The organism is Pseudomonas poae, assembly GCA_028869255.1.
Classification (GTDB): domain Bacteria; phylum Pseudomonadota; class Gammaproteobacteria; order Pseudomonadales; family Pseudomonadaceae; genus Aquipseudomonas; species Aquipseudomonas poae_C.
In genome coordinates this window covers 5456622-5478699 of the sequence record CP110972.1, presented here as the reverse complement: position 1 = coordinate 5478699, position 22078 = coordinate 5456622, and the positions used below count along the sequence as shown (strand labels likewise).

Genomic DNA, 22078 nt, shown 5'->3' with positions numbered 1-22078 from the left:
CGGATCGTTACATTGTATCCACGGGCGTGGGAACGGGTTTTTGGCGTCAAACAAAACAGATTTCCTGAAAAAGGTGATATCAGTTTGGTTTTTCTGTCATCCACAGGTGCTAATCTGCGCACGTTCGTCTGCCTTCTGCGACACAGCGTCGCGCTTAAAAGGAGCTTTACTCAACAACAACGGCCAACGCTCTGCGTGCAAGGCCGAGGGAGAGAGCGCCTGACGAACACATACTAACAACTGGGGGAAACACCAATGAGCACAAGCACTGCGGCAGGTTCAACTGCTGCACAGCCTGCGTTCCTGTCCAAGGAACGCATTATCGCCAAGCCCGGCTTCAACCGCTGGCTGGTTCCACCGGCCGCCTTGGCCATCCACCTGTGCATCGGCATGGCCTACGGCTTCTCGGTGTTCTGGCTGCCACTGTCCAAGGCGCTGGGTATCACCAAACCGCTCGCCTGCGCGCCGGACATGGGCTTCATCGCCCAAGTCTTCTCGTCCCAATGCGACTGGCCCATCTCCATGCTGGGCTGGATCTACACCCTGTTTTTCATCTTCCTGGGCTGCTCGGCAGCGATCTGGGGCGGCTGGCTGGAACATGCCGGGCCACGCAAGGCCGGCGTCGTGTCGGCACTGTGCTGGTGTGGCGGCCTGCTGATCTCGGCGTTGGGTATCTATACCCACCAGATCTGGCTGATGTGGATCGGCTCCGGGGTCATTGGCGGTATCGGCCTGGGCCTGGGCTATATCTCGCCCGTGTCGACCCTGATCAAGTGGTTCCCGGACAAACGCGGCATGGCCACCGGCATGGCGATCATGGGCTTCGGCGGCGGTGCGATGGTGGGTGCACCCCTGGCCGCAGCGCTGATGGGCCACTTTGCCACGCCAACCAGCGTGGGCGTGTGGCAGAGCTTTGTGGTGATGGCGGCGATCTACTTCGTGTTCATGATCGGCGGCGCACTGCTGTACCGCGTCCCGCCGACCGGCTGGAAGCCTGAGGGCTGGACTGCCCCGGCGAAAAAAGCCAGCAACGCGATGATCACTCACCGCCACGTGCACGTGAACGTGGCGTGGAAAACCCCGCAATTCCGTCTGGTATGGCTGGTGCTGTGCCTGAACGTATCTGCTGGTATCGGCATCCTCGGCATGGCTTCGCCACTGCTGCAGGAAGTGTTCGGCGGCAAGTTGCTGGGTGTGGATGTGCCGTTTGGTCAACTGGACGCCGGTCAACTGGCTTCAATTGCTGCCATTGCGGCGGGCTTTACCGGTCTGTTGAGCCTGTTCAACATCGGTGGCCGGTTCTTCTGGGCGTCGTTCTCCGACTACCTGGGCCGTAAAAACACCTACTTCGTGTTCTTCGCCCTGGGCTTTGCCCTGTATGCGCTGATCCCGAACCTGGGTCACCTGGGCAACGTGGCGCTGTTCGTGGCGGCGTTCTGCATCATCCTGTCGATGTACGGCGGTGGTTTTGCGACCGTTCCGGCTTACCTGGCCGACCTGTTCGGCACCCAGATGGTCGGCGCGATCCACGGTCGCCTGTTGACCGCATGGGCGGCGGCGGGCGTATTGGGCCCGGTGTTGGTGAACTACCTGCGTGAGTATCAGCTGAGCATCGGCGTTGAACGCGCTGCGGCGTATGACATCACCTTGTACATCCTCGCCGGCCTGCTGGTGCTGGGCTTCATCTGCAACCTGCTGGTTCGTCCGGTGGCCGATAAGTACTTCATGACCGATGCGGAGCTGGCTGCCGAACAGGCGCTGGGTCACGACAAAGGGGCTGATGCGTCCACTTCCCTGGAGTGGAAAGCCGCAGCTGGCAGCAAGCCATTGGCGATTGCGGCCTGGTTGGTGGTGGGTATTCCGTTGGCGTGGGGTGTGTGGGTGACCCTGCAGAAGACCGCGGTATTGTTCCACTAACACCGCGTAACCCTTGTGGGAGCGAGCCTGTGTGGGAGCGGGCTTGCTCGCGAATGCGTTGGATCAGTCAGCACATGTATTGGCTGACACACCGCCTTCGCGAGCAAGCCCGCTCCCACACAAAGCAGCTCCCACGCTTGTACTGACATGTCTATCCCCGACACTCCATCAGTCTTATCCCCTCCGATGTTTCTGTTTAGCGCCCACGCCCCTATAATGGCTGCCTTTTTCGCCCAATGATTTTGCGGAGCTGGTGATGGCCGAACGTAAGGCGTCCGTCGAGCGCGACACTCTGGAAACCCAGATCAAAGCCTCGATCAACCTGGATGGCACCGGAAAGGCCCGATTTGATATCGGTGTACCTTTTCTTGAGCACATGCTGGACCAGATCGCCCGTCACGGGCTGATCGACCTGGATATCGTCAGCAAGGGCGACCTGCATATCGACGACCACCACACGGTGGAAGACGTCGGTATCACCCTGGGCCAGGCATTTGCCAAGGCCATCGGCGACAAGAAAGGCATCCGTCGCTACGGCCACGCCTATGTCCCGCTGGACGAAGCGCTGTCGCGTGTGGTCATCGACTTCTCCGGCCGCCCAGGCCTGCAGATGCACGTGCCGTACACCCGCGCTACCGTGGGCGGCTTTGATGTCGACCTGTTCCAGGAATTCTTCCAGGGTTTCGTCAACCACGCACTCGTCAGCCTGCACATCGACAACCTGCGCGGCACCAACACCCACCACCAGATCGAAACCGTGTTCAAGGCCTTCGGCCGTGCACTGCGCATGGCGGTGGAGCTGGATGACCGCATGGCCGGGCAAATGCCCTCGACCAAGGGCGTTCTGTAATGCAGACGGTCGCGGTTATCGATTACGGCATGGGTAACCTGCACTCGGTGGCCAAGGCCCTCGAACACGTAGGGGCCGGCAAGGTGCTGATCACCAGCGATGCCAAGGTGATTCGCGAAGCCGACCGCGTGGTATTCCCCGGCGTTGGCGCGATTCGCGATTGCATGGCCGAGATCCGCCGCCTGGGCTTTGACAGCCTGGTGCGCGAAGTCAGCCAGGACCGCCCGTTCCTCGGGATCTGCGTGGGCATGCAAGCCTTGCTCGACAGCAGTGAAGAGAACGAGGGTGTCGACTGCATCGGCCTGTTCCCCGGCCAGGTGAAGTTCTTCGGCAAAGACCTGCACGAAGACGGCGAGCACCTGAAAGTCCCGCACATGGGCTGGAACGAGGTGCGTCGCACCGTCGACCACCCGCTGTGGCACGAAATCCCGGACATGGCGCGTTTCTATTTCGTGCACAGCTACTACATCGCCGCCGGTAACCCGCGCCAAGTGGTGGGTGGCGGGCATTACGGCGTCGACTTCGCCGCAGCGCTGGCCGAAGGCTCGCGGTTTGCCGTGCAGTTCCACCCGGAGAAGAGCCATACCCATGGCCTGCAATTGCTGCAGAACTTCGCCGCCTGGGACGGGCGCTGGTAAATGGCCAAGAAGCCGAAGCAGCCGGTCTTGAACCTCACTCCCGAGCAGGAGAGTGAGGCTACCCTCAAGATCAAGCGCTTCATGGAAGATCGCTTCGAGCTCAAGCTGGGGTCGTTCGAGGTCGCCGAGATTCTCGAACTGTTCACCACCGAAGTGGCTCCGCACTATTACAACAAGGCGATTTTCGATACGCAGACGCTCCTTAAAGAAAGGTTCGAAAGCATCGAAAGCGACCTGTGGTCGCTTGAGAAACCCTGATTTCCCAAGCATTGCTGAATATCGAATAAGGTTTGCCAGATGCTGATTATCCCCGCTATCGATCTCAAGGACGGCGCCTGCGTACGTCTGCGCCAGGGCCGTATGGAAGACTCCACGGTGTTCTCCGATGACCCGGTGAGCATGGCCGCCAAATGGGTGGAAGGTGGTTGCCGTCGTCTGCATCTGGTGGACTTGAACGGCGCCTTCGAAGGCCAGCCGGTCAATGGCGAAGTCGTAACCGCCATCGCCAAGCGCTACCCGAACCTGCCGATCCAGATCGGCGGCGGGATTCGCTCCCTGGAAACCATCGAGCACTACGTCAAGGCCGGCGTGAGCTACGTGATCATCGGCACCAAGGCCGTGAAAGACCCGGCCTTCGTTGCTGAAGCCTGCCGTGCTTTCCCGGGCAAGGTCATCGTTGGCCTGGATGCCAAAGACGGTTTTGTCGCCACTGACGGCTGGGCTGAAATCAGCACCGTGCAGGTGATCGACCTGGCCAAGCAGTTCGAAGCCGACGGCGTGTCCGCCATCGTTTACACCGACATCGCCAAAGACGGCATGATGCAGGGCTGCAACGTGCCGTTCACCGCTGCGTTGGCGGCGGCTACCAGGATTCCGGTGATCGCATCCGGCGGTATTCACAACCTGGGCGATATCAAATCGCTGCTGGACGCCAAGGCGCCAGGCATTATCGGCGCCATCACCGGCCGGGCGATCTATGAAGGCACCCTCGACGTCGCGGAAGCTCAAGCTTTCTGCGATTCGTACAAAGGCTGAGGACTGACCATGGCGCTGGCCAAACGCATCATCCCTTGCCTGGACGTGGACAACGGCCGGGTCGTCAAAGGTGTGAAGTTCGAGAACATCCGCGACGCCGGCGACCCGGTGGAAATCGCCCGTCGCTACGATGAGCAAGGTGCGGACGAGATTACCTTTCTCGACATCACCGCCAGCGTCGACGGCCGCGATACCACGCTGCATACCGTCGAGCGCATGGCCAGCCAGGTGTTTATCCCGCTGACCGTGGGCGGTGGCGTGCGCACCGTGCAAGACATCCGCAACCTGCTCAATGCCGGTGCGGACAAGGTCTCGATCAACACTGCGGCGGTATTCAACCCGGAGTTTGTCGGCGAAGCCGCGCAGCACTTCGGCTCGCAGTGCATCGTGGTGGCCATCGACGCCAAAAAGGTTTCCGGTCCGGGCGAAACCCCGCGCTGGGAGATCTTCACCCACGGCGGCCGCAAGCCTACCGGGCTGGACGCGGTGGAGTGGGCGATGAAGATGGAGGGCCTGGGTGCCGGTGAAATCTTGCTGACCAGCATGGACCAGGACGGCATGAAAAACGGCTTCGACCTGGGCGTGACCCGTGCCATCAGCGATGCGCTGGGCATTCCGGTGATTGCTTCGGGCGGCGTCGGCAACCTGCAGCACTTGGCCGACGGTGTGATCGAAGGCCACGCCAGTGCAGTGCTGGCAGCGAGCATTTTCCACTTTGGCGAATACACCGTTCCTGAGGCCAAGGCCTACATGGCGGCGCGCGGTATCGTCGTTCGCTAAACGTTGCTGGACACCATGGCAGGGGCGCGGCACTCTCTGCGCTTGCCATGGATTCCGGTAGCCTTCATGTTCAAGACCCTGTTGCTCGCCCTCGCCAGTACCTCTTTGCTGTTGGCAGGCTCGGCCCATGCCGAAGAACCGTCTGACGCCGCCCTGGTGTTACTGACGGAAAATTTCCCGCCCTACAACATGGCGAAAAACGGCAAGAACTTCGCCAAGGAAGAGAACATCGAAGGGATCGCCGTGGATATCGTCCGCGAGACCTTCAAGCGTGCCGGCATTTCCTACAACCTGACCCTGCGTTTCCCTTGGGAACGAATCTACAAACTCGCCCTGGAAAAGCCCGGCTACGGTGTATTCGTGATGGCGCGCCTGCCGGATCGCGAAGCGCTGTTCAAATGGGTCGGCCCGATTGGCCCGGATGATTGGGTGCTGCTGGCCAAGGCCGACAGCAAAATCCAGTTGGCTGACCTTGAGCATGCCCGTCGCTACAAGATCGGCGCCTATAAAGGCGACGCCATCGCCGAGACCCTGGAGAAGCAGGGCCTCAACCCCCTGGTGGTGCTGCGCGACCAGGACAACGCGCAAAAACTGATGGATGGTCAGATCGACCTGTGGGCCACCGGCGACCCGGCGGGCCGTTATCTGGCGCGCCAGGTCGGGGTGACCGGGCTCAAGACCGTGCTGCGTTTCAACAGTGCCGAGCTGTATCTGGCACTCAACAAAAACGTGCCGGACGAACTGGTGGCCAAACTCCAGAAGGCGCTGGATCAGTTACGGGACGAGGGTGTTGTCAACGAAATCATCGAGCGTTATCTCTAGGGTCGTATCGACCGGAGGTGCCAGGGGCGGCACATCTGGGCTCACCGGTTGCCCTGCGGGCAATAAGGGGCCAAGGCCATCACCGGGTTCGGCGTCAGCCGGCAGCGACTCTCGAAAGTACACCTGGTCCGCGTTGACATAGGTGACGGTGTCCGCCAATTGGGTGCCATCGCTGCGCAGCAACGTGTATTCACTACGGATGACGTAAGCCGCAACGGTCTTGTTGGCTGGAATGTAGGCGGCGATGTCGGCGCTGGCGGCCTGTGTCCAGCCCTTTGACGATTGTCCCGTGTGCACAAAGGCGTTGTTCAGTCGTGCGCAGAAGTGTGGTTTTGCGAGGTGCGTCCTGATCGACCAGTCGCCTGCCAATTCGATTCCGGTGCTGGCGGAGAGCGTCAAGGAGCCTTCGCCAATTTCTCCCTTGGCGACGCGCCAGTTGTAGGTCTGGTTGATGTCTGCGTCGTTGGTCCCCAGGCCGACGCGCTGGTATTGATCGCTGCGTTCCAGCCGATAGGTGGGCGATAGCTGCGATTGCTCTGTGGGTTTCAACTCCCAATCTCTCACGGCAAACCACGGTAGCTCGCAACTGTGGACCGTTGTCTCGATCTGCATCTCGGCCTCTTGAACGCCATGCCTGGGCGCGGGTGGGGAGGGCAGTTCATTCATCTGTAACGGCAGGTCTATCCTCAAGGCGAACGCCACCTCCGGGGTTTGCGGCCGCGTGTAGCTGCCTACCCCAAAGAAAGTACCGGGTGCGAGATACGCCTCGTCAGGTTGTGCCTGGGGCGGGAAGATCTCCCAGGCACTGAAGTCCGCTCGCGCTCGGCTGCCCTTGTCGTCCCAGATCATTTGCCCCAGGTGCGAGCCGATCACCAGATCGGCCCTGACACAACGAATAGTGTTGAGGGGCGGGCGCTCGTAGCCCACGCTGCAAATGTGCCCCATGGCCACATAGCCAGCGGGCGGAATGGGCCGCCATACGGCGATTTCGGCTGAGCCCTTCGAGCCCTGGTTGTTCCACACGGCGGTCAACTGCTCGGGTGGGCGCAGGGCGGTACCGTCTGTGGCGTTGGCGTCGCTGACGACCGCAACGATCCGGCGGTTGTTGATCTGGCCGTAGCCTTCAACGGCGATATCGCCCAACGAAAAAAGTTGTTGAGGTGGTTGGCGGAGATTTCAGGGCGCCAGAAGCTGGCTGACTTATGCGCGCCAGAGCCTTTGTCATTCCAGAGCAGATGGAACTCGGTGGTGAAGTTGATCAGCAGGTCTTTGAATTGCAGCGAGGACATTGAGGAACTCTCCAGTGGGTTCGAGAACTCACTATCGAGCAGTTTGCGCAGCTCCCAGCGGTAGCTATGTAGGGCGCAAAAAACTAGCGGTATTTACCGTCTTTACCGTGCCCTGCCATCGCCTGGTTGCTGCGCAGGCTGATCATCAGCTTGATATCGATCCACTCGACGCCCTGGGCCTTGAGCTTGGGCAGTTCACGCTCAAGCACCGCGAGGGTTTGCGGGTACGGGTGGCCGATCATCACTGCCGAGCCCTGCTTGTGGGCCAGCTTGATTGCGGTTTGCAATTGCGTGGTGATCGCCGCTTCGGTGCGCTCGTCATCGAGGAAAACATCCCGCGACACGCTGGCCAAGCCGATCTTCTGCGCTTCGGCGGCGGCGACCGTCTGGGCGCTGGTGCGGCTGTCGACGAAGAACTTGTGGCGCCGTTGCAGCTCACCCATCAGCCAGGCCATGGCCTGCGGCTGGGCGGTCATGCGGCTGCCCATGTGGTTGTTGATGCCGGCCGTGTAAGGCACGGCGTTGAAGGCCGCATCCAGGCGCTTGCCGAGTTCTTCGATAGGCAACTCGGGGTGCCAGGCGAACGGCCCGGTGGCCGGGTCCATGGGCATGTGCAGGATCACGATCTTGCCGGCCTTATGCGCTTCGCGGGCGAATTCGGCGGCATGCGGCGTGTCGGGCATGATCGCCGTAGTGACCGGACCGGGCAGGGCCAGCACACGCCGATCCCGGGGCAGGTTTTGCCCCAGATCGTCGATGATCAGGGTCAGGTAGGCTTTATGCGGTTCGCCGGCAGGGGCCGCGTGGGCCACCCCTGCCAGGCTGCAGAGCACAGCGATGATCAGGGCGAAACGCATATCAACGGCTGCGCGTGATGCTCAGGCCTTTAAGCAGGCTCAGTGCCTGGGCCAGCTGGTAGTCGTCGTCCTGCGGCATCGGCTTGGCTTTGGCGCCGCTGCCGGTCGGCTGGTCGGCGCCGCCGTTGCCATTGCCCAGGTGACCTTGCAGGTCTGCTTCCTTGTAGTACTCGCTGTCGACCTCGTTGGTGATCTTGGCCTTGCGCACTTCGATATCCGGAACGATGCCCTGGGCCTGGATCGAGCGGCCGTTCGGCGTGTAGTACAACGCGGTGGTGATCTTCAGCGCGCGCTCGTTGTTCAGCGGCAGCACGGTTTGTACCGAGCCCTTGCCGAAGCTGGTGGTGCCCATCAATACACCGCGTTTCTGGTCTTGCAGGGCGCCGGCGACGATCTCCGAGGCCGAGGCGCTGCCGCCGTTGATCAGCACGGCCAATGGCACGTTTTCGCTGAGGTCGTTGCCGGTAGCCGAGAAGCGCAGTTCGGAGTTGGCGATACGGCCCTTGGTGTAGACGATCAGGCCCTTGGTGATGAAATGGTCGACCACTTCCACCGCCGCCTGCAGCACGCCGCCCGGGTTGTTGCGCAGGTCGAGCACGATACCGCTGAGCTTCTTGCCGTTGTCTTTGCGCAGCTTGGCCAGGGCCTTGGCCACTTCGTCGCCGGTCTTGACCTGGAACTGGGTGATGCGGATGTAACCGTAGCCCGATTCCAGCAACTGGCTCTTCACGCTCTTGACCACAATGGTGGCGCGGGTCAGCGTCACGTCAAACGGGTTGCCGCCGTCGCGCACCAGGGTCAGGGTGATTTTCTGGCCAATCTTGCCGCGCATCTTGTCGACGGCTTCGGTCATGGTCTGGCCACGGGTCGGCTGGCCATTGATTTTGACGATAAAGTCGCCGGCCTGGATGCCGGCCTTGGACGCCGGGGTGTCGTCGATCGGCGACACGACCTTGATGTTGCCGTCTTCGGCACCAACCTCGATGCCCAGGCCGCCGAACTCACCGCTGGTGCTTTCCTGCAGCTCGGCGAAATCTTCCGGGCCCAGGTAGGCGGAGTGCGGGTCGAGGTTGCTGAGCATGCCCTTGATCGCATTTTCGAGCAGGGTCTTGTCGTCTACGGGTTCGACATAGGCTGCCTTGATCCGGTCCATGACCTCGGCAAAGGTGCGCAGCTCGTCCAGCGGCAACGGGGCCTTGGTGGTCGCGGCCGTGGCGGCGGGTGCAGTTGGAGCGGCCTGGCCGGCGAAAGCCAGAGGCGCGCCGATCACCAGGGCGATCGTCAGGGCCAGCGAAGTGAGGCGGGACAAATGCAGCATGTCGAACGAACTCCTAATGTAGATGCGGCCCTATCCTTGGGAACGGCACCATTGTGCAGGATCGCTCGGGCGACCCTGCTGACGAATAGCGAAGTACAGTGCCGGGGTGTCCTGGCCACCACTGTTACCCACAGTGGAGATGGATTCACCGGCTTTTACAACATCACCTGCCGACTTGAGTAAAGTCTGATTGTGGCCGTAAAGGCTCAAATAGCCATTACCGTGGTCAAGAATTACCAGCAAGCCGGCGCCGCGCAGCCAATCGGCAAACACCACACGCCCGCCATGCACCGCGTGGACCTGGCTACCGGCAGAGGCGCTGATCATCACTCCATCCCACTTGGCGCGGGTGTCATCGCCACGGGTTTCACCGAAGCGTGCCAGTAGTCGACCATCAACTGGCCATGGAAGTTTGCCGCGGGCAGAAGCAAAAGGGCCGCCGAACGACTCGCCGGCGCTGGAAACCAGCGGGCCAGGCGCTGCATGCGCCGGTTTACGTGGTGCCGGGGCGTCCGTGGTGGCTGCCAGTTCGGCCTCACGCTGGCGCTTTTTTCGGCTTCCTGCTGGGCGATCAGCGCTTTTTGCCGCGCTTCTTCGGCCTCGCGTGCCTGGCGCGCCAGGGTTTCTTCGATGGTTTTGAGCACTTTGGCCAGGTCGGCCTGGTCTTGCTCGCGGGCCTGCAGCTTGGCGTCGCGGGCCTTCACGTCGTCATTGAGCTTGGCCAGCGCCAGTTGGCGCTCCTTGCGGACCTTGTCCAGCTCGTCGCGCTGAGTGTCGAGGGCGCTTTTCTGGTCCTGCAACTGCGACTGCTGGTTGGCGATTTCCTGTTCCACGTTGACCAACTGGCGCAGGGTCTCGTTGAAGCTTTTCAGCTGCTCCATACGGGCTTTGCTCAGGTAATCGTAGTAGGTCAGGGTGCGTGCGAATTTTTCCGGGTTCTGCTGGTTGAGCAGCAGCTTGAGGTATTCCTGGCGGCCGTTCTGGTAGGCGGCACGGGCCTGGATCGCGATCAGGCGTTGCTGTTCAACGCGGGCGCTCTGGAGTTTTTTTTCTCAGCGTCGAGTCGCTCCAGTTCCGACTCGCTCTTCTTTAATTCTTTTTGTAGCTCCTGGACCTGCTTCTCGAGCTTGCCCATCTCGGTTTCCGTACCGCGCAGGTCTTTTTGCACCCCGGATTTTTCTTCCTGGAGCTTGCCGAGCAGTTTTTTCAGCTCGGTAATGTCCTGACGCGTAGCGTCCAACTGTTGTTGGGTTTGTGCGCGCTCATCGGCAAACGCCGGTTGGAGCAGGCAGACAAGAGCGAGGGTAATCAAGGCGCGAAGCATAGAGGCGGGCGACACCAGGGAAAGGGACGGCCTAGTATGCCCGCCAAGCGCGGCAAAAAAAACGCCCAATTCGGGCTCAGAGGCAAGATAGGTGCCGAGTGGCGGTGGTATGGCAAAAAGACATCCTTAAAACCACCCTACAACGCTGTGGGAGCTGGCTTGCCTGCGATGCCGACACCTCGGTGCTTCAGAGATACCGAGTTGATGCTGTCGCAGGCGAGCCAGCTCCCACAGGCTGGCGGTGCCTCTCAGAGTCAAACCAGAATCGACGTCCCGGTCATCTCTTGCGGCTTCTCCAAGCCCATCAGCATCAACATGGTCGGCGCTACGTCCGCCAGCACGCCGCCTTCACGCACTTTGAAATCGCGCTTGCCAACGTAGATGAACGGCACCGGCTCGGTGGTGTGGGCGGTGTGGGCCTGGCCGGTGGATTCGTCGGACATCTGCTCGCAGTTGCCGTGGTCAGCGGTGATCAGGGCTTCGCCGCCGACTTTTTCCAGGGCGTCGACGATGCGGCCGACGCACAGGTCCAGGCATTCCACGGCCTTGGTCGCCGCTTGCAGGTTGCCGCTGTGGCCCACCATGTCGCCGTTGGCGTAGTTGACCACGATCACGTCATAACGCTGATGGTCTATGGCGTCGACGATCTTGTCGGTGACTTCCGGTGCGCTCATTTCCGGCTGCAGGTCGTAGGTGGCGACTTTTGGCGAAGGGATCAGGATGCGTTCTTCACCCGGGAACGGTTCTTCACGGCCGCCGGAGAAGAAGAAGGTCACGTGGGCGTATTTTTCGGTTTCGGCGATGCGCAGTTGGGTCTTGCCGTTTTTCGCCAAATAGTCGCCCAACACGTTGTCCAGGCTGCCGGCGGCAAAGGCGGCAGGGGCCGGGATGCTGGCGGCGTATTGGGTCAGGCCCACGTACTGCACTTTGGGTTGGCGGGCGCGTTCGAATTCCTTGAAACCGTCTTCGACAAACACGCGGCTCAGCTCGCGGGCGCGGTCGGCGCGAAAGTTCATGAACACCACGGCGTCGCCGTCTTCGACTTTTACCGGCTCGCCGATGGTAGTGGCTTTGACGAATTCATCGCTCTCGCCACGTGCATAGGCCGCTTCCAGGCCCTCCTGGGCGGTGGCGGCGTTGAATTCGGCCTGGCCGTCGACGATCAGGTTGTAAGCCTGGGACACGCGGTCCCAGCGGTTGTCGCGGTCCATGGCGAAGTAGCGGCCTACCAGGCTGGCAATGCGGCCCTTGCCCAGTGCGGCGAAGGTGGCGTCCAGCAACTCGATGGACGATTGCGCGCTTTTTGGCGGGGTGTCGCGGCCGTCGAGGAAGGCGTGCAGGTAGATCTTGTCGGCGCCGCGCTTGAAGGCCAGTTCGGCCATCGCGACCAGGTGGTCCTGGTGGCTGTGTACGCCGCCGTCCGACAGCAGGCCCATAAAGTGCACGGCCTTGCCGGCGGCGACGGCTTTATCCACCGCTGCGCAGAGGGTCGGGTTCTCGAAGAAGTCGCCATCGCGGATCGATTTGGTCACGCGGGTGAAGTCCTGGTAGACCACTCGTCCGGCGCCGAGATTCATGTGGCCGACTTCCGAGTTGCCCATCTGGCCGTCGGGCAGGCCCACGTCCATGCCCGAGCCGGAGATCAGGCCGTTGGGCACGGTGGCGGTCAGGCGGTCGAGTACCGGCTTCTTGGCCGCGTACACCGCGTTGTCATGGTGGCTTTCACTGTGTCCGAAGCCATCGAGAATTATCAGGACCAAAGGTTTAGGCGTAGTAGTCATAGATCCTCTCGCGGCGGTAATAAAGGAAGACAATTGAAAAGGGAGTGGCAGTTTAAAGCGAAGTTCCGACCACGTCACCGCTTTACGGGGGTTGGCCCCCCCTGACGGCTGTGTATACTTACCGCCATTTTAACGCCCTGGAACCTCCTTGATGGTTGATCACCTGATTGCATTTGCCACTGCCCACTACCTGCTCGCGGGTGCCTTCGTTATCCTGCTGGCGCTGCTGATCGCTCATGAAATGAGCCGCGGTGGCCGCAGCCTGAGCACGTCGGAGCTGACCGCACTGGTCAACAAGGATGAGGCCGTTGTCGTGGATATCCGCCCGGCCAAGGATTTTGCCGCCGGCCATATCGTCGGCGCACTGAATATTCCGCAGGACAAGCTGATCGCACGCCTGGCCGAGCTGGAAAAATACAAGGCCAAGACCATTATTCTGGTCGACGCCCAAGGCCAGCACGCCGGTACCCACGCCCGCGAAATGCTCAAGACCGGTTTCACCGCCGCCAAACTGTCCGGCGGTATCGGCAGCTGGAAGGCCGACAACTTGCCGCTGGTGAAGTGATATGAGCCAGGTTGTCGTGTATTCCAGCGATTGGTGCCCTTACTGCATGCGGGCCAAGGCCCTGCTTGAGAAAAAGGGCGTTGCCTTCGAAGAGATCAAGGTCGACGGCAAACCCCAGGTGCGCGCCGAAATGGCCCAGAAGGCGGGGCGCACGTCCGTGCCGCAGATCTGGATCGGCGCCAAGCACATCGGTGGCTGCGATGACCTGTTCGCCCTGGAGCGCGCCGGTAAACTCGATGCGCTGCTGCTCGTCTGACTCCAACCCCTAAAAGACCCCAAGATCAAGAAGGATCTGCGATGACTGACCAACAGAACACCGAAGCAGCAGAAGCCCAGCCACAATTCTCGTTGCAGCGGATCTATGTACGTGACCTGTCGTTTGAAGCGCCGAAAAGCCCGGCGATCTTCCGTCAGGAGTGGACCCCAAGCGTTGCCCTGGACCTGAACACTCGCCAAAAGCCCTTGGAAGGTGACTTCCACGAGGTGGTGCTGACCCTGTCGGTTACCGTCAAGAACGGCGAAGAAGTAGCCTTCATCGCTGAAGTGCAACAGGCCGGTATCTTCCTGATCCAGGGCCTGGACGACGCTTCCATGAGCCACACCCTGGGCGCGTTCTGCCCGAACATCCTGTTCCCGTATGCCCGTGAGACCCTGGACAGCCTGGTCACCCGTGGCTCGTTCCCGGCACTGATGCTGGCGCCGGTGAACTTCGATGCCCTGTACGCTCAAGAGCTGCAGCGCATGCAACAGGAAGGTTCGTCGACGGTTCAATAAGTCGACTCGGTAAAAAATGTGGGAGCGGGCTTGTGTGGGAGCTGGCTTGCCTGCGATAGCATCACCGCGGTGTGACTGACACACCGAGGTGCCTGCATCGCGGGCAAGCCCGGCTCCCACACAAGCCCGCTCCCACATTTGTTATGCGGTGTTATTTAAAGCCGAGCTGGCGCCAGCCTTCATAAACGGCAACCGCCACGGTGTTGGACAGGTTCAAGCTGCGGCACCCTCACGCATCGGCAGGCGCAGGCGATGGCCGTCCGGCAGGGCGTCGAGCACCTCGGCCGGCAGGCCACGGCTTTCCGGGCCGAACAGGAAGGCGTCGCCTTCGGCAAAGCTGGCATCATGGAATGGCCGCGAACCCTTGGTGGTGAACGCGAACAGCCGTGGGTGGCCCAGGCTTTCCAGGCAACTGGCGAGGTCGGCATGGCGCTTGAGGGTGGCGTACTCGTGGTAGTCCAGCCCGGCGCGACGCAGGCGCTTGTCGTCCATGTCGAAGCCCAGGGGCTCGATCAAATGCAGGTGGCAGCCACTGTTGGCGCACAGCCTGATAACGTTGCCGGTATTCGGCGGAATTTCTGGTTGAAAAAGGATGACGTGAAACATGCACGGCTCCGAAGGCAAAGATGCGCTGCATTCTACCCCCGAAGAGGACCCAAGACCGAAGCTAATGCCACGGGTCATGGGTTCTTTGGCGATTGTCGGCCTGATGGTGGGGCTGATGATCGGCCGCCTGACCACGCCCGATCCGGTCGAGTTGCAGCAGGTAGAGACGGCGGCAGATGGCGTGGTGGTGTGGTTCAACAGCGAGCCCAAACTGCACGGCGAGCATATCGACGGCACGGTGGCGCTGCTGTTTGACGCCCAGGGCAAGGCCAGCGGCGGACAACTGAAGGTCAATGACAAGGACGTGAACTGGCGCGTGCGCAAGACTGATGGCGGCTTGCTGCTGAACCTGGTGGCGGCTCGGCCGTTGCACGGGGAATGGAAGGGCGAGAAGGCCGATGGCCGCTGGCGGCTGGAGATCCATCTCCGGGAGGAATAAAAGAGGGAATCCCCGGCCTGCCTGTACCAAGGTCCCCAAAACGGGTTGGGGCTATGGGCGCTATGCCGCATAAGCCCCGGTGTAAAGAAGGGAGTTCCCGGCCTGCCTGTACCAGGGCTCCCAAAACGGGGTGAAGCCTTACAAGGCTTCGGTGTTAAAGAGGGAATCCCCGGCCTGCCTGTACCAAGGTTCCCGAAACGGGTGTGGGGCGCGACGCGATTCGCATCAAGCACCCCGGGTGTAAAGAGGGGATTCTCGGCCTGCCTGTACCAAGGTCCCCGAAACTGGGTAGTACAAGGGTTATTGCAGGGCGCGTGCCACAGTTGGCAATTTGTGCCAAAAAATTACGCCAGAAAGCGCAAAGCCCCGGAATACGGGGCTTTGGTGTTTTTGGCTTTTAATGTTTTGTTAACAGTGCAGGTATTTCAGGGGTTGGCTCCGTGCCCGATGCCGGTTCGTGGTGCATTGAAGCGGTGCACGTTCATGAAACCCTGTGGAGAACCAAATGTGGGAGCGGGCTTGCTCGCGAAGGCAGTGTGTCAGTCAATAAATGCATCGACTGACACACTGCCTTTGCGAGCAAGCCCGCTCCCACATTAGATCTTCAGTGGATCAGGGATTAGTGTTCAGCCCTCATCGCCTTCATCATCATCCCCACCATCCACCTTCATGCCCAGCTCCTTGATCTTGCGGGTCAAGGTATTGCGGCCCCAACCCAGCAGCACGGCAGCGTCGCGGCGGCGGCCGGCGGTGTGCTTCAGGGCGGTTTCGATCATGATCCGCTCGAAGGCCGGTACGGCGCTGTCCAGCAGGTTCGACTGGCCGCGTGCCAGCGCCTGGTCGGCCCATTGGCGCAGCGCCTGCTCCCAGTTGGTCACCGGCGCCGAGTCCTGCGGCAGGCTCAACAGCTCCGGAGGCAGGTCGCTGATATGCACTTCACGCCCGGAGGCCATCACTGTGATCCAGCGGCAGGTGTTCTCCAGCTGGCGCACGTTGCCCGGCCACGGCAGGTTCTTCAGGTATTCCTCGGTCTCGCTTTTCAGCAGCTTCGGCTCGACGGCCAGCTCCTGGGCGGCGCGGCTGAGGAAGTGGCGGGCGAGGGTCGGGATGTCTTCGCGACGGTCCGACATGCGTGGGATATGGATGCGGATCACGTTCAGACGGTGGAACAAGTCCTCACGGAATTTACCCGCGTGCACCAGGGTTTCGAGGTTCTGGTGGGTCGCCGCAATGATGCGCACGTCGACCTTGACCGGGGTGTGCCCGCCGACGCGGTAGAACTCGCCGTCCGCCAGTACGCGCAGCAAGCGGGTCTGGGTGTCGGCCGGCATATCACCGATTTCGTCGAGGAACAGCGTGCCGCCGTCCGCCTGCTCAAAACGCCCGCGACGCAGGTTGGCTGCGCCGGTAAACGCGCCTTTCTCATGGCCGAACAGTTCGGACTCCATCAAGTCCTTGGGGATCGCCGCCATGTTCAGCGCGATAAACGGCGAGGCTGCCCGTGGGCTGTGACGGTGCAGGGCGTGGGCCACCAGCTCTTTACCGGTACCCGATTCACCGTTGATCAGCACGGTGATATTGGAGTGGCTCAAGCGCCCGATGGCGCGAAACACTTCCTGCATCGCCGGCGCTTCGCCGATGATTTCCGGGGTGCGGGTCAGGGCTGGCGGGGCTTCCTGGTTCTGTTGTTCCTGGGCGTGCTGGTTGGCGCGTTTTACCAGCGCCACCGCCTCGTCCACGTCGAACGGCTTGGGCAGGTATTCAAAGGCGCCGCCCTGGTAGGACGCGACAGCGCTGTCCAGGTCCGAGTGCGCGGTCATGATGATCACCGGCAGGCGCGGGTGCTGCTCGCGGATGCGCGCCAGCAGGTCCAGGCCACTGGCGCCGGGCATGCGGATGTCGGAAATGATCACGTCGGGCTGCTGGCGCGCCAGGCGGCTCATCACCCCATCGGCGCTGTCGAAGCTCTGGGTGGTCATGCCTTCCTGTTGCAAGGCTTTTTCGAGGACCCAGCGGATAGAACGGTCGTCATCGACGATCCAGACAGTTTCACTACGGCTCATGTCGATGGGGCTCCTTGTTCCAGAGGCAGAAAGATCGAGAACGTGGTGTGGCCAGGATGGCTTTCACATTCGATCAGACCCTGGTGCTGGCTGATGATGTTCTGAGTAATGGCCAGGCCCAGCCCGGTACCGTCCGGGCGGCCGCTGACCATGGGAAAGAAAATGGTTTCCTGCAGTTCCGCAGGAATGCCCGGCCCGTTGTCGATGATCTCGACTTTGGTAACCAGGCGATGGCGCACGTGGCCGATGGTGAACTGGCGCAAGGCGCGGGTGCGCAGGCTGATGCGGCCCAGGCGCAATTCGTTTTGGCTGCTGATGGCCTGCATGGCGTTGCGCACGATATTGAGCACCGCCTGGATCATCTGTTCACGGTCGATCAAGACGTCGGGAATGCTTGGGTCATAGTCGCGCACCAAGGTAATGCAGCCCTGGCTTTCGGCTTCGACCAGATGGCAGACGCGCTCCAGCACCTCATGCACGTTGGTCATCGCCAGCGACGGCAACTTGTTGGAGCCGAGCATGCGGTCCACCAGGTTACGCAGGCGGTCGGCCTCCTCGATGATGACGTTGGTGTAGTCCTTGAGGTTCTCGTCCGGCAGCTCGCGGGCCAGCAGTTGTGCGGCGCCGCGAATCCCGCCCAACGGGTTTTTGATCTCATGCGCCAGGCCGCGCACCAGCATCTTGCTGGTTTCCTGCTTGGACAGCTGCGCTTCTTCTTTAGTGATGCGCAGCAGGCGGTCACGCGGGTGCACTTCGAGCAACAGCAACGTCTCGCCGTTGCTCAGGATCGGCGTCACGGCGTAGTCGACGGTCAGGGTCTGGCCGGTGAGCGCCGTGAGCATCGCTTCGCGCTTGGTAAACGGGTGTGCCTGTTCCACCGCCTGGCGCAACGAGCTCAAGGCTTCGGCCGATTCGGTGAACAATTCGCTGATGAACTGCCCATGGCTGCGCTGGCCACTGATGGCCAGGAGCATTTCCGCCGCCGGGTTCATGTACTCAAGGCGCAGGTCGTCATTGAGCAGAATGGTCGCGGTGGTCAGGTTGTCGAGTAATAAACGGTGCAGTGCATCGTTGATGGTCATCAGGACCTCTTTTGGAGCAAGGCGCGGGCTTGAGGCACACGCTGATACAAGGAAAATGCAAAAACCAAACCAAGGCTCCGAAAAGAAGCGTTAAACCCCTGAAATAGGGGTTTCAGGCTCGAAACTGTGGCGTTCTGCCAGCTTGATCAGGAAGTTTCGAACCAAAATGGGCTGGGCAGGTGGGGAGGGTGCAGTGTATTGCACCAATATAGTGCTGTTTTGGCGGGTCCGTTCAGGAAAGCTGAAAAAGGCTTTCCTGGCAGTGGGTCAGGGCGGCAGGTTGCGCAATCTTAGCGTGGCGGATTCAGGTAGGTTTTTTCGGCGTGGTCTTTCGATTGTTCAGGCACGGGGTGATGACTTCGCGCAGGCCGGCGTTGTTTCGTGGCAGTAGAAAATCCGCAGTCAGTGGCGCGTCTCCGGGGGCGGCTGAAGGTAATTTTATCCTGATGAGCTGGCCGGCCATGTCATCGCTGATCCACTCGCGTAACTCGCGGCGATTGGCAGGCATGGTGAACTTGAACAGCACGCCGTGTTGTTGCGTGGGCTCTGCACTGTAGTAGCCCTTGACGCGGTAGGTGTGGGAGGGAGTGCGCCGGTCGTGAGGCTCAGCGGGCCGGTTGACCGGGCATCCGGGCCTTCATAGATGTTGGGGTTGAAGCGCAGTTCATCGGTGTGGGTGTACAGCGAGATCACCGGGCGCAAGGGTGAGCGATAACAGGCGACATGCAGGATCGCGATGCTGGTCTCGTCGGCGTGAGCGGCCATGCCTTCAATGCGCGCGCTGATGATCTTGCTGTCGCGTTCGGGCGCCTGCACGGTCCATGCAGTGGGCACAAAGTCGGTGGTTGGGGAAGGAATGCTCTCTTGTGCGCCGGTCAGGGGGCTGAGCATCAGCATCAGCGAGGATAGGCGCTTGCAGGTGGGGTTCATCGCGAAGTACGTCGGCGGGTGGCGGCAGGTCGCGCAATCGTAGAGGCTCGGTTATCTGGGGTATGTCAGACATTTCTGCGGTTTTACGAGGGGGTGGGAAAGGGCCTTCAGTGAAGCAGGCCCTCGTCCGTCATGGCTTATAGATGCACAGCTCGGCTGTGGCGCGGGTCATTGCGAGTTGGACCAGGGGCTCGTAACGCGGCTCGTGCACGGCCAGGGCTAGCCATTGTGGGCACTGGGGGTTGGTACGTTCGGGGCTGAAGTCGGCCAATTGTTGCAACAGGCGTTTTTGCAGCTGGTCCAGTTCGGGGCGGATCTTGCCGACCAGGTCGGGGCGCGGGGTGTCGGGCGCCTTGCCTTGAAGCTGCCAGTCGGACAGCCGGGCGTATTGCACCAGTTTATTGGCTTCGATCTGAGCGCTGAAGAACTGCTCCGCCGCCTCGGGCGCCACTTTATAGTCGGGCGCCTGGGCTTTTACGCTGGCGATCACGGCCTGTTCCCGTGGGCGGTCTTCCACGGCTTTGTGGCTGTCCCATTTGCTCAGGGCGACCTGGTCGGCGATGGTCAGGCGCTCGGCGATGCTGGTGAGCAGTGGGGCGAGGGTGGTGGGGGGAGCAGCGGATGCGCAGGCGCTGGCGAGCAGCAGGGCGAGTGCAAGGCTATATTTCAACGGTGAACTCCTTGTGGGAGCGGGCTTGCTCGCGAATACGGTGTGTCAGTTGATGCATCTGGTGGCTGATAGACCGTATTCGCGAGCAAGCCCGCTCCCACATTTTTGATTGGGTTTGCAGATTAAGAGCTGCGTCAGTTCGAGGCTACCGCAACTTGCGCGCTTGCCTACAGTTACGCCAGAATCCGCCGGCTTGTACGGCTGGCTTGTCGTCTCTAAGGTTGCTCGGTCGCTGCTTATGAGCGATCAGGTTTAGTAGCCTGAGGGTTAAGTTAAGTCGTACCACACCGGCCTTATATGGCGGCTGTGCGTAGGGCACCTTCGGGTGCGCCGGCTTTTGCTTAACTTCCCCGGTCTACTAACCTGCGCCCAGCTGCCACCCTATCGTTTAGTAGCGAGTCGATGGCGGCCTCATTCGAGGAAGTTAAGACATGTTCAAAGCAACCCCAAATCCGCCTTCATCCGTCTTCACCATCGCCCCCGATACCGACGACGAAGCCCTGATGGTCAATAGCCTGGAAACCTTCTCCTCAGTCAGCGCATTGTTGCTCGACCTGTCTGAAGCGCTGGAAGGTAAAACTCGCGATACGGTCCTGGCCATCCACCAGTTGAGTGCGCTGGGCACGCAGATGGTTGGCAAGATGCTCGACCGCCATACCCCGACCCGCTAAATCCCAGGCAAAAAAAAGACCTCCCGAAGGAGGTCTTTTTTGTCACGCCGCTTCAAGCAGCGGCGCTACCGGATCAGCAGCTGTAGTACAGCTCGTATTCCAGTGGGTGTACGAAGGTGCGAACCTTGATTTCTTCTGCGCTTTTCAGCTCGATGTAGGCATCGATAAAGTCGTCGCTGAACACGCCGCCTTTGGTCAGGAACGCACGGCCCTTGTCCAGCTCTTCCAGGGCTTCTTTCAGGCTGCCGCACACTTGTGGGATCTCTTTGGCCTCTTCAGGCGGCAGGTCGTACAAGTTTTTGTCGGCGGCATCGCCAGGGTGGATCTTGTTCTGGATACCGTCCAGGCCAGCCATTACCAGGGCAGCGAAGGCCAGGTATGGGTTGGCAGCCGGATCCGGGAAGCGTGCTTCGATACGGCGAGCACGAGGGCTGGACACGTAAGGAATACGGATCGAGGCGGAACGGTTGCGAGCCGAGTAGGCCAGCATTACCGGTGCTTCGAAACCTGGGACCAGACGCTTGTAGGAGTTGGTCGACGGGTTGGTGAAGCCGTTCAGGGCCTTACCGTGCTTGATGATACCGCCGATGAAGTACAGGGCGGTGTCGGACAGGCCGGCATAACCTTCGCCAGCGAAGGTGTTCTTGCCATCTTTGGCGATGGACAGGTGAACGTGCATACCCGAACCGTTATCGCCGTACAGAGGCTTAGGCATGAAGGTTGCGGTACGGCCGTAAGCCACGGCAGTGTTGTGTACGCAGTACTTCAGGGTCTGAACTTCGTCAGCCTTGGCTACCAGGGTGTTGAACTTCACACCGATTTCGTTCTGACCGGCAGTGGCCACTTCGTGGTGGTGCACTTCGATGACCAGGCCCATGTCTTCCATGGCGTTGCACATGGAGGTACGGATTTCGTGGTCGTGGTCGAACGGCGGAACCGGGAAGTAACCACCTTTGATACCTGGACGGTGGCCATGGTTGCCGCCTTCCACGTCCTGGTCGGACATCCAGGAGCCTTGTTCGGAGTAGATCTTGAACATGGAACCAGAGATATCGGACTTGAACTTCACTTGGTCGAAGATGAAGAATTCTGGCTCTGGGCCTACGAATACGGTGTCACCGATACCGGTGGACTTCAGGTATTCCTCGGCACGCTTGGCGATCGCACGTGGGTCGCGGTCGTAGCCTTGCATGGTCGAAGGCTCGATCACGTCGCACACCAGGATCAGGGTGGCTTCTTCGGTGAACGGGTCGAGCACGGCAGTGCTGTCGTCCGGCATCAGGATCATGTCGGAGGCTTCGATGCCTTTCCAGCCGGCGATGGAGGAACCGTCGAACATTTTGCCTTCTTCGAAGAAAGCGTCATCCAGCGCGTCGCGAGCCGGCATGGTCACGTGGTGCTGAGTGCCTTTGGTGTCCGTGAAGCGCAGATCAATCCATTTAACGTCATGATCTTTGATGAGTTGAACCGACTTCGACATAGTGTCCTCCGGGTGGCTTCGGGCTGGGGTAGTGGAGTTAGCCCTTAGAATGTGGGTGATGCCGGCGCGGATAGTCCGCCATGGCAACCTGCCTCACAAGAGAGCAAATTGCATGCCAGTGCGCCAACATGGCCTTTTTGCCTCAAAATGGCCCCTATAACGGTGCAATCCGCTGAAGCGGAATAAA

21 protein-coding genes and 2 pseudogenes are annotated in these 22078 nt (G+C 60.8%); 12 read left to right on the top strand and 11 right to left on the bottom strand.

The features are described from left to right. The first annotated feature begins 255 nt into the window (after nt 1–255). From LRS56_24860 to LRS56_24830, 7 genes are all read left to right on the top strand, one after another. Complete coding sequence (locus LRS56_24860) at nt 256–1917, top strand: OFA family MFS transporter (protein ID WDU61974.1); 1662 nt, start codon at nt 256–258, stop codon at nt 1915–1917. Between the two features lie 256 nt (nt 1918–2173). Further along, entirely contained in the window at nt 2174–2767 is a 594-nt protein-coding gene (gene hisB, locus LRS56_24855) for an imidazoleglycerol-phosphate dehydratase HisB (GenBank protein WDU61973.1), read from the top strand. Continuing rightward, complete coding sequence (gene hisH / locus LRS56_24850; protein ID WDU61972.1) at nt 2767–3405, top strand: imidazole glycerol phosphate synthase subunit HisH; 639 nt, start codon at nt 2767–2769, stop codon at nt 3403–3405. Before hisB ends, hisH begins: the two co-directional genes overlap by 1 nt. Continuing rightward, the gene (locus LRS56_24845) at nt 3406–3663 is read left to right on the top strand and encodes a DUF2164 domain-containing protein (GenBank protein ID WDU61971.1); all 258 of its coding nucleotides are present in this window, start codon (nt 3406–3408) and stop codon (nt 3661–3663) included. Between the two features lie 39 nt (nt 3664–3702). Continuing rightward, complete coding sequence (gene hisA, locus LRS56_24840) at nt 3703–4440, top strand: 1-(5-phosphoribosyl)-5-[(5-phosphoribosylamino)methylideneamino]imidazole-4-carboxamide isomerase (GenBank protein ID WDU61970.1); 738 nt, start codon at nt 3703–3705, stop codon at nt 4438–4440. A gap of 9 nt (nt 4441–4449) precedes the next feature. After that, nucleotides 4450–5220: an imidazole glycerol phosphate synthase subunit HisF gene (gene hisF, locus LRS56_24835; GenBank protein ID WDU61969.1), complete on the top strand. Its 771-nt coding sequence runs from the start codon at nt 4450–4452 to the stop codon at nt 5218–5220. 66 nt (nt 5221–5286) lie between these two features. Then, complete coding sequence (locus LRS56_24830) at nt 5287–6042, top strand: ABC transporter substrate-binding protein (protein WDU61968.1); 756 nt, start codon at nt 5287–5289, stop codon at nt 6040–6042. On the opposite strand, the gene LRS56_24825 is transcribed toward LRS56_24830, so the two are convergent. The 5 genes and pseudogenes from LRS56_24825 to gpmI form a co-directional block, all read right to left on the bottom strand. After that, a complete protein-coding gene (locus LRS56_24825) occupies nt 5995–7185 on the bottom strand; it encodes a Vps62-related protein (GenBank protein ID WDU61967.1) in 1191 nt (396 codons plus the stop codon). The two genes, LRS56_24830 and LRS56_24825, sit on opposite strands and share 48 nt — an antisense overlap. Before the next feature lie 229 nt (nt 7186–7414). Then, nucleotides 7415–8188: a divergent polysaccharide deacetylase family protein gene (locus LRS56_24820; GenBank protein WDU61966.1), complete on the bottom strand. Its 774-nt coding sequence runs from the start codon at nt 8186–8188 to the stop codon at nt 7415–7417. 1 nt (nt 8189) lies between these two features. Next, nucleotides 8190–9506, bottom strand: coding sequence for a S41 family peptidase (locus LRS56_24815; protein WDU61965.1), 1317 nt, complete (start codon nt 9504–9506; stop codon nt 8190–8192). A 30-nt stretch (nt 9507–9536) separates the two neighbouring features. Next, a pseudogene (locus LRS56_24810) lies at nt 9537–10830 on the bottom strand (murein hydrolase activator EnvC). Nucleotides 10831–11084: 254 nt separating this feature from the next. Beyond that, on the bottom strand, nt 11085–12611 hold the full coding sequence (gene gpmI / locus LRS56_24805; GenBank protein WDU61964.1) for a 2,3-bisphosphoglycerate-independent phosphoglycerate mutase: 1527 nt from the start codon (nt 12609–12611) through the stop codon (nt 11085–11087). A gap of 151 nt (nt 12612–12762) precedes the next feature. Here gpmI and LRS56_24800 point away from each other — a divergent pair, with 151 nt between their 5' ends. Genes LRS56_24800 through secB form a run of 3 tightly spaced genes read left to right on the top strand, consistent with a single transcriptional unit; the run spans nt 12763 to nt 13950 of the window. Then, a complete protein-coding gene (locus tag LRS56_24800) occupies nt 12763–13176 on the top strand; it encodes a rhodanese-like domain-containing protein (GenBank protein WDU61963.1) in 414 nt (137 codons plus the stop codon). Nucleotide 13177: 1 nt separating this feature from the next. Then, nucleotides 13178–13432, top strand: a complete 255-nt coding sequence (gene grxC, locus LRS56_24795) for a glutaredoxin 3 (protein WDU61962.1) — start codon at nt 13178–13180, stop codon at nt 13430–13432. 41 nt (nt 13433–13473) lie between these two features. Further along, nucleotides 13474–13950 carry a protein-export chaperone SecB gene (gene secB, locus LRS56_24790; GenBank protein WDU61961.1) on the top strand — a complete coding sequence of 159 codons (477 nt, stop codon included), beginning with the start codon at nt 13474–13476 and terminating at the stop codon, nt 13948–13950. A gap of 151 nt (nt 13951–14101) precedes the next feature. Here the strand turns inward: secB and LRS56_24785 are convergent. After that, a pseudogene (locus LRS56_24785) lies at nt 14102–14556 on the bottom strand (tRNA (cytidine(34)-2'-O)-methyltransferase). Here LRS56_24785 and LRS56_24780 point away from each other — a divergent pair. Next, a complete protein-coding gene (locus LRS56_24780; protein WDU61960.1) occupies nt 14555–14995 on the top strand; it encodes a hypothetical protein in 441 nt (146 codons plus the stop codon). The pseudogene LRS56_24785 and the gene LRS56_24780 sit on opposite strands and share 2 nt — an antisense overlap. A gap of 626 nt (nt 14996–15621) precedes the next feature. Here LRS56_24780 and ntrC read toward each other — a convergent pair. From ntrC to LRS56_24760, 4 genes are all read right to left on the bottom strand, one after another. Beyond that, nucleotides 15622–17058, bottom strand: a complete 1437-nt coding sequence (gene ntrC, locus LRS56_24775) for a nitrogen regulation protein NR(I) (protein ID WDU61959.1) — start codon at nt 17056–17058, stop codon at nt 15622–15624. Continuing rightward, nucleotides 17055–18140, bottom strand: coding sequence for a nitrogen regulation protein NR(II) (gene glnL / locus LRS56_24770; GenBank protein ID WDU61958.1), 1086 nt, complete (start codon nt 18138–18140; stop codon nt 17055–17057). Before glnL ends, ntrC begins: the two co-directional genes overlap by 4 nt. Nucleotides 18141–18578: 438 nt before the next feature. After that, nucleotides 18579–19070 (bottom strand): hypothetical protein, encoded by a 492-nt coding sequence (locus LRS56_24765; GenBank protein ID WDU61957.1) that lies wholly within the window; start codon nt 19068–19070, stop codon nt 18579–18581. A gap of 130 nt (nt 19071–19200) precedes the next feature. Next, on the bottom strand, nt 19201–19740 hold the full coding sequence (locus tag LRS56_24760) for a chorismate mutase (protein WDU61956.1): 540 nt from the start codon (nt 19738–19740) through the stop codon (nt 19201–19203). 431 nt (nt 19741–20171) lie between these two features. Here LRS56_24760 and LRS56_24755 point away from each other — a divergent pair, with 431 nt between their 5' ends. Further along, complete coding sequence (locus tag LRS56_24755; GenBank protein WDU61955.1) at nt 20172–20411, top strand: DUF6124 family protein; 240 nt, start codon at nt 20172–20174, stop codon at nt 20409–20411. Nucleotides 20412–20484: 73 nt separating this feature from the next. Here LRS56_24755 and glnA read toward each other — a convergent pair whose 3' ends face one another. Next, entirely contained in the window at nt 20485–21891 is a 1407-nt protein-coding gene (gene glnA / locus LRS56_24750) for a type I glutamate--ammonia ligase (GenBank protein WDU61954.1), read from the bottom strand. Nucleotides 21892–22078 lie beyond the last annotated feature (187 nt).

Excerpts from the sequence above, each read along its gene's own strand:
- glnL (WDU61958.1), bottom strand. The coding sequence starts at position 18,140 with ATGACCATCAACGATGCACTGCACCGTTTATTACTCGACAACCTGACC.
- ntrC (WDU61959.1), bottom strand. The coding sequence starts at position 17,058 with ATGAGCCGTAGTGAAACTGTCTGGATCGTCGATGACGACCGTTCTATC.
- LRS56_24860 (WDU61974.1), top strand. The coding sequence starts at position 256 with ATGAGCACAAGCACTGCGGCAGGTTCAACTGCTGCACAGCCTGCGTTC.
- hisF (WDU61969.1), top strand. The coding sequence starts at position 4,450 with ATGGCGCTGGCCAAACGCATCATCCCTTGCCTGGACGTGGACAACGGC.
- LRS56_24800 (WDU61963.1), top strand. The coding sequence starts at position 12,763 with ATGGTTGATCACCTGATTGCATTTGCCACTGCCCACTACCTGCTCGCG.
- glnA (WDU61954.1), bottom strand. The coding sequence starts at position 21,891 with ATGTCGAAGTCGGTTCAACTCATCAAAGATCATGACGTTAAATGGATT.
- LRS56_24765 (WDU61957.1), bottom strand. The coding sequence starts at position 19,070 with ATGAACCCCACCTGCAAGCGCCTATCCTCGCTGATGCTGATGCTCAGC.
- hisB (WDU61973.1), top strand. The coding sequence starts at position 2,174 with ATGGCCGAACGTAAGGCGTCCGTCGAGCGCGACACTCTGGAAACCCAG.
- gpmI (WDU61964.1), bottom strand. The coding sequence starts at position 12,611 with ATGACTACTACGCCTAAACCTTTGGTCCTGATAATTCTCGATGGCTTC.
- LRS56_24815 (WDU61965.1), bottom strand. The coding sequence starts at position 9,506 with ATGCTGCATTTGTCCCGCCTCACTTCGCTGGCCCTGACGATCGCCCTG.
- hisH (WDU61972.1), top strand. The coding sequence starts at position 2,767 with ATGCAGACGGTCGCGGTTATCGATTACGGCATGGGTAACCTGCACTCG.
- LRS56_24780 (WDU61960.1), top strand. The coding sequence starts at position 14,555 with ATGCACGGCTCCGAAGGCAAAGATGCGCTGCATTCTACCCCCGAAGAG.
- LRS56_24820 (WDU61966.1), bottom strand. The coding sequence starts at position 8,188 with ATGCGTTTCGCCCTGATCATCGCTGTGCTCTGCAGCCTGGCAGGGGTG.
- LRS56_24830 (WDU61968.1), top strand. The coding sequence starts at position 5,287 with ATGTTCAAGACCCTGTTGCTCGCCCTCGCCAGTACCTCTTTGCTGTTG.
- grxC (WDU61962.1), top strand. The coding sequence starts at position 13,178 with ATGAGCCAGGTTGTCGTGTATTCCAGCGATTGGTGCCCTTACTGCATG.
- LRS56_24755 (WDU61955.1), top strand. The coding sequence starts at position 20,172 with ATGTTCAAAGCAACCCCAAATCCGCCTTCATCCGTCTTCACCATCGCC.
- secB (WDU61961.1), top strand. The coding sequence starts at position 13,474 with ATGACTGACCAACAGAACACCGAAGCAGCAGAAGCCCAGCCACAATTC.
- hisA (WDU61970.1), top strand. The coding sequence starts at position 3,703 with ATGCTGATTATCCCCGCTATCGATCTCAAGGACGGCGCCTGCGTACGT.
- LRS56_24845 (WDU61971.1), top strand. The coding sequence starts at position 3,406 with ATGGCCAAGAAGCCGAAGCAGCCGGTCTTGAACCTCACTCCCGAGCAG.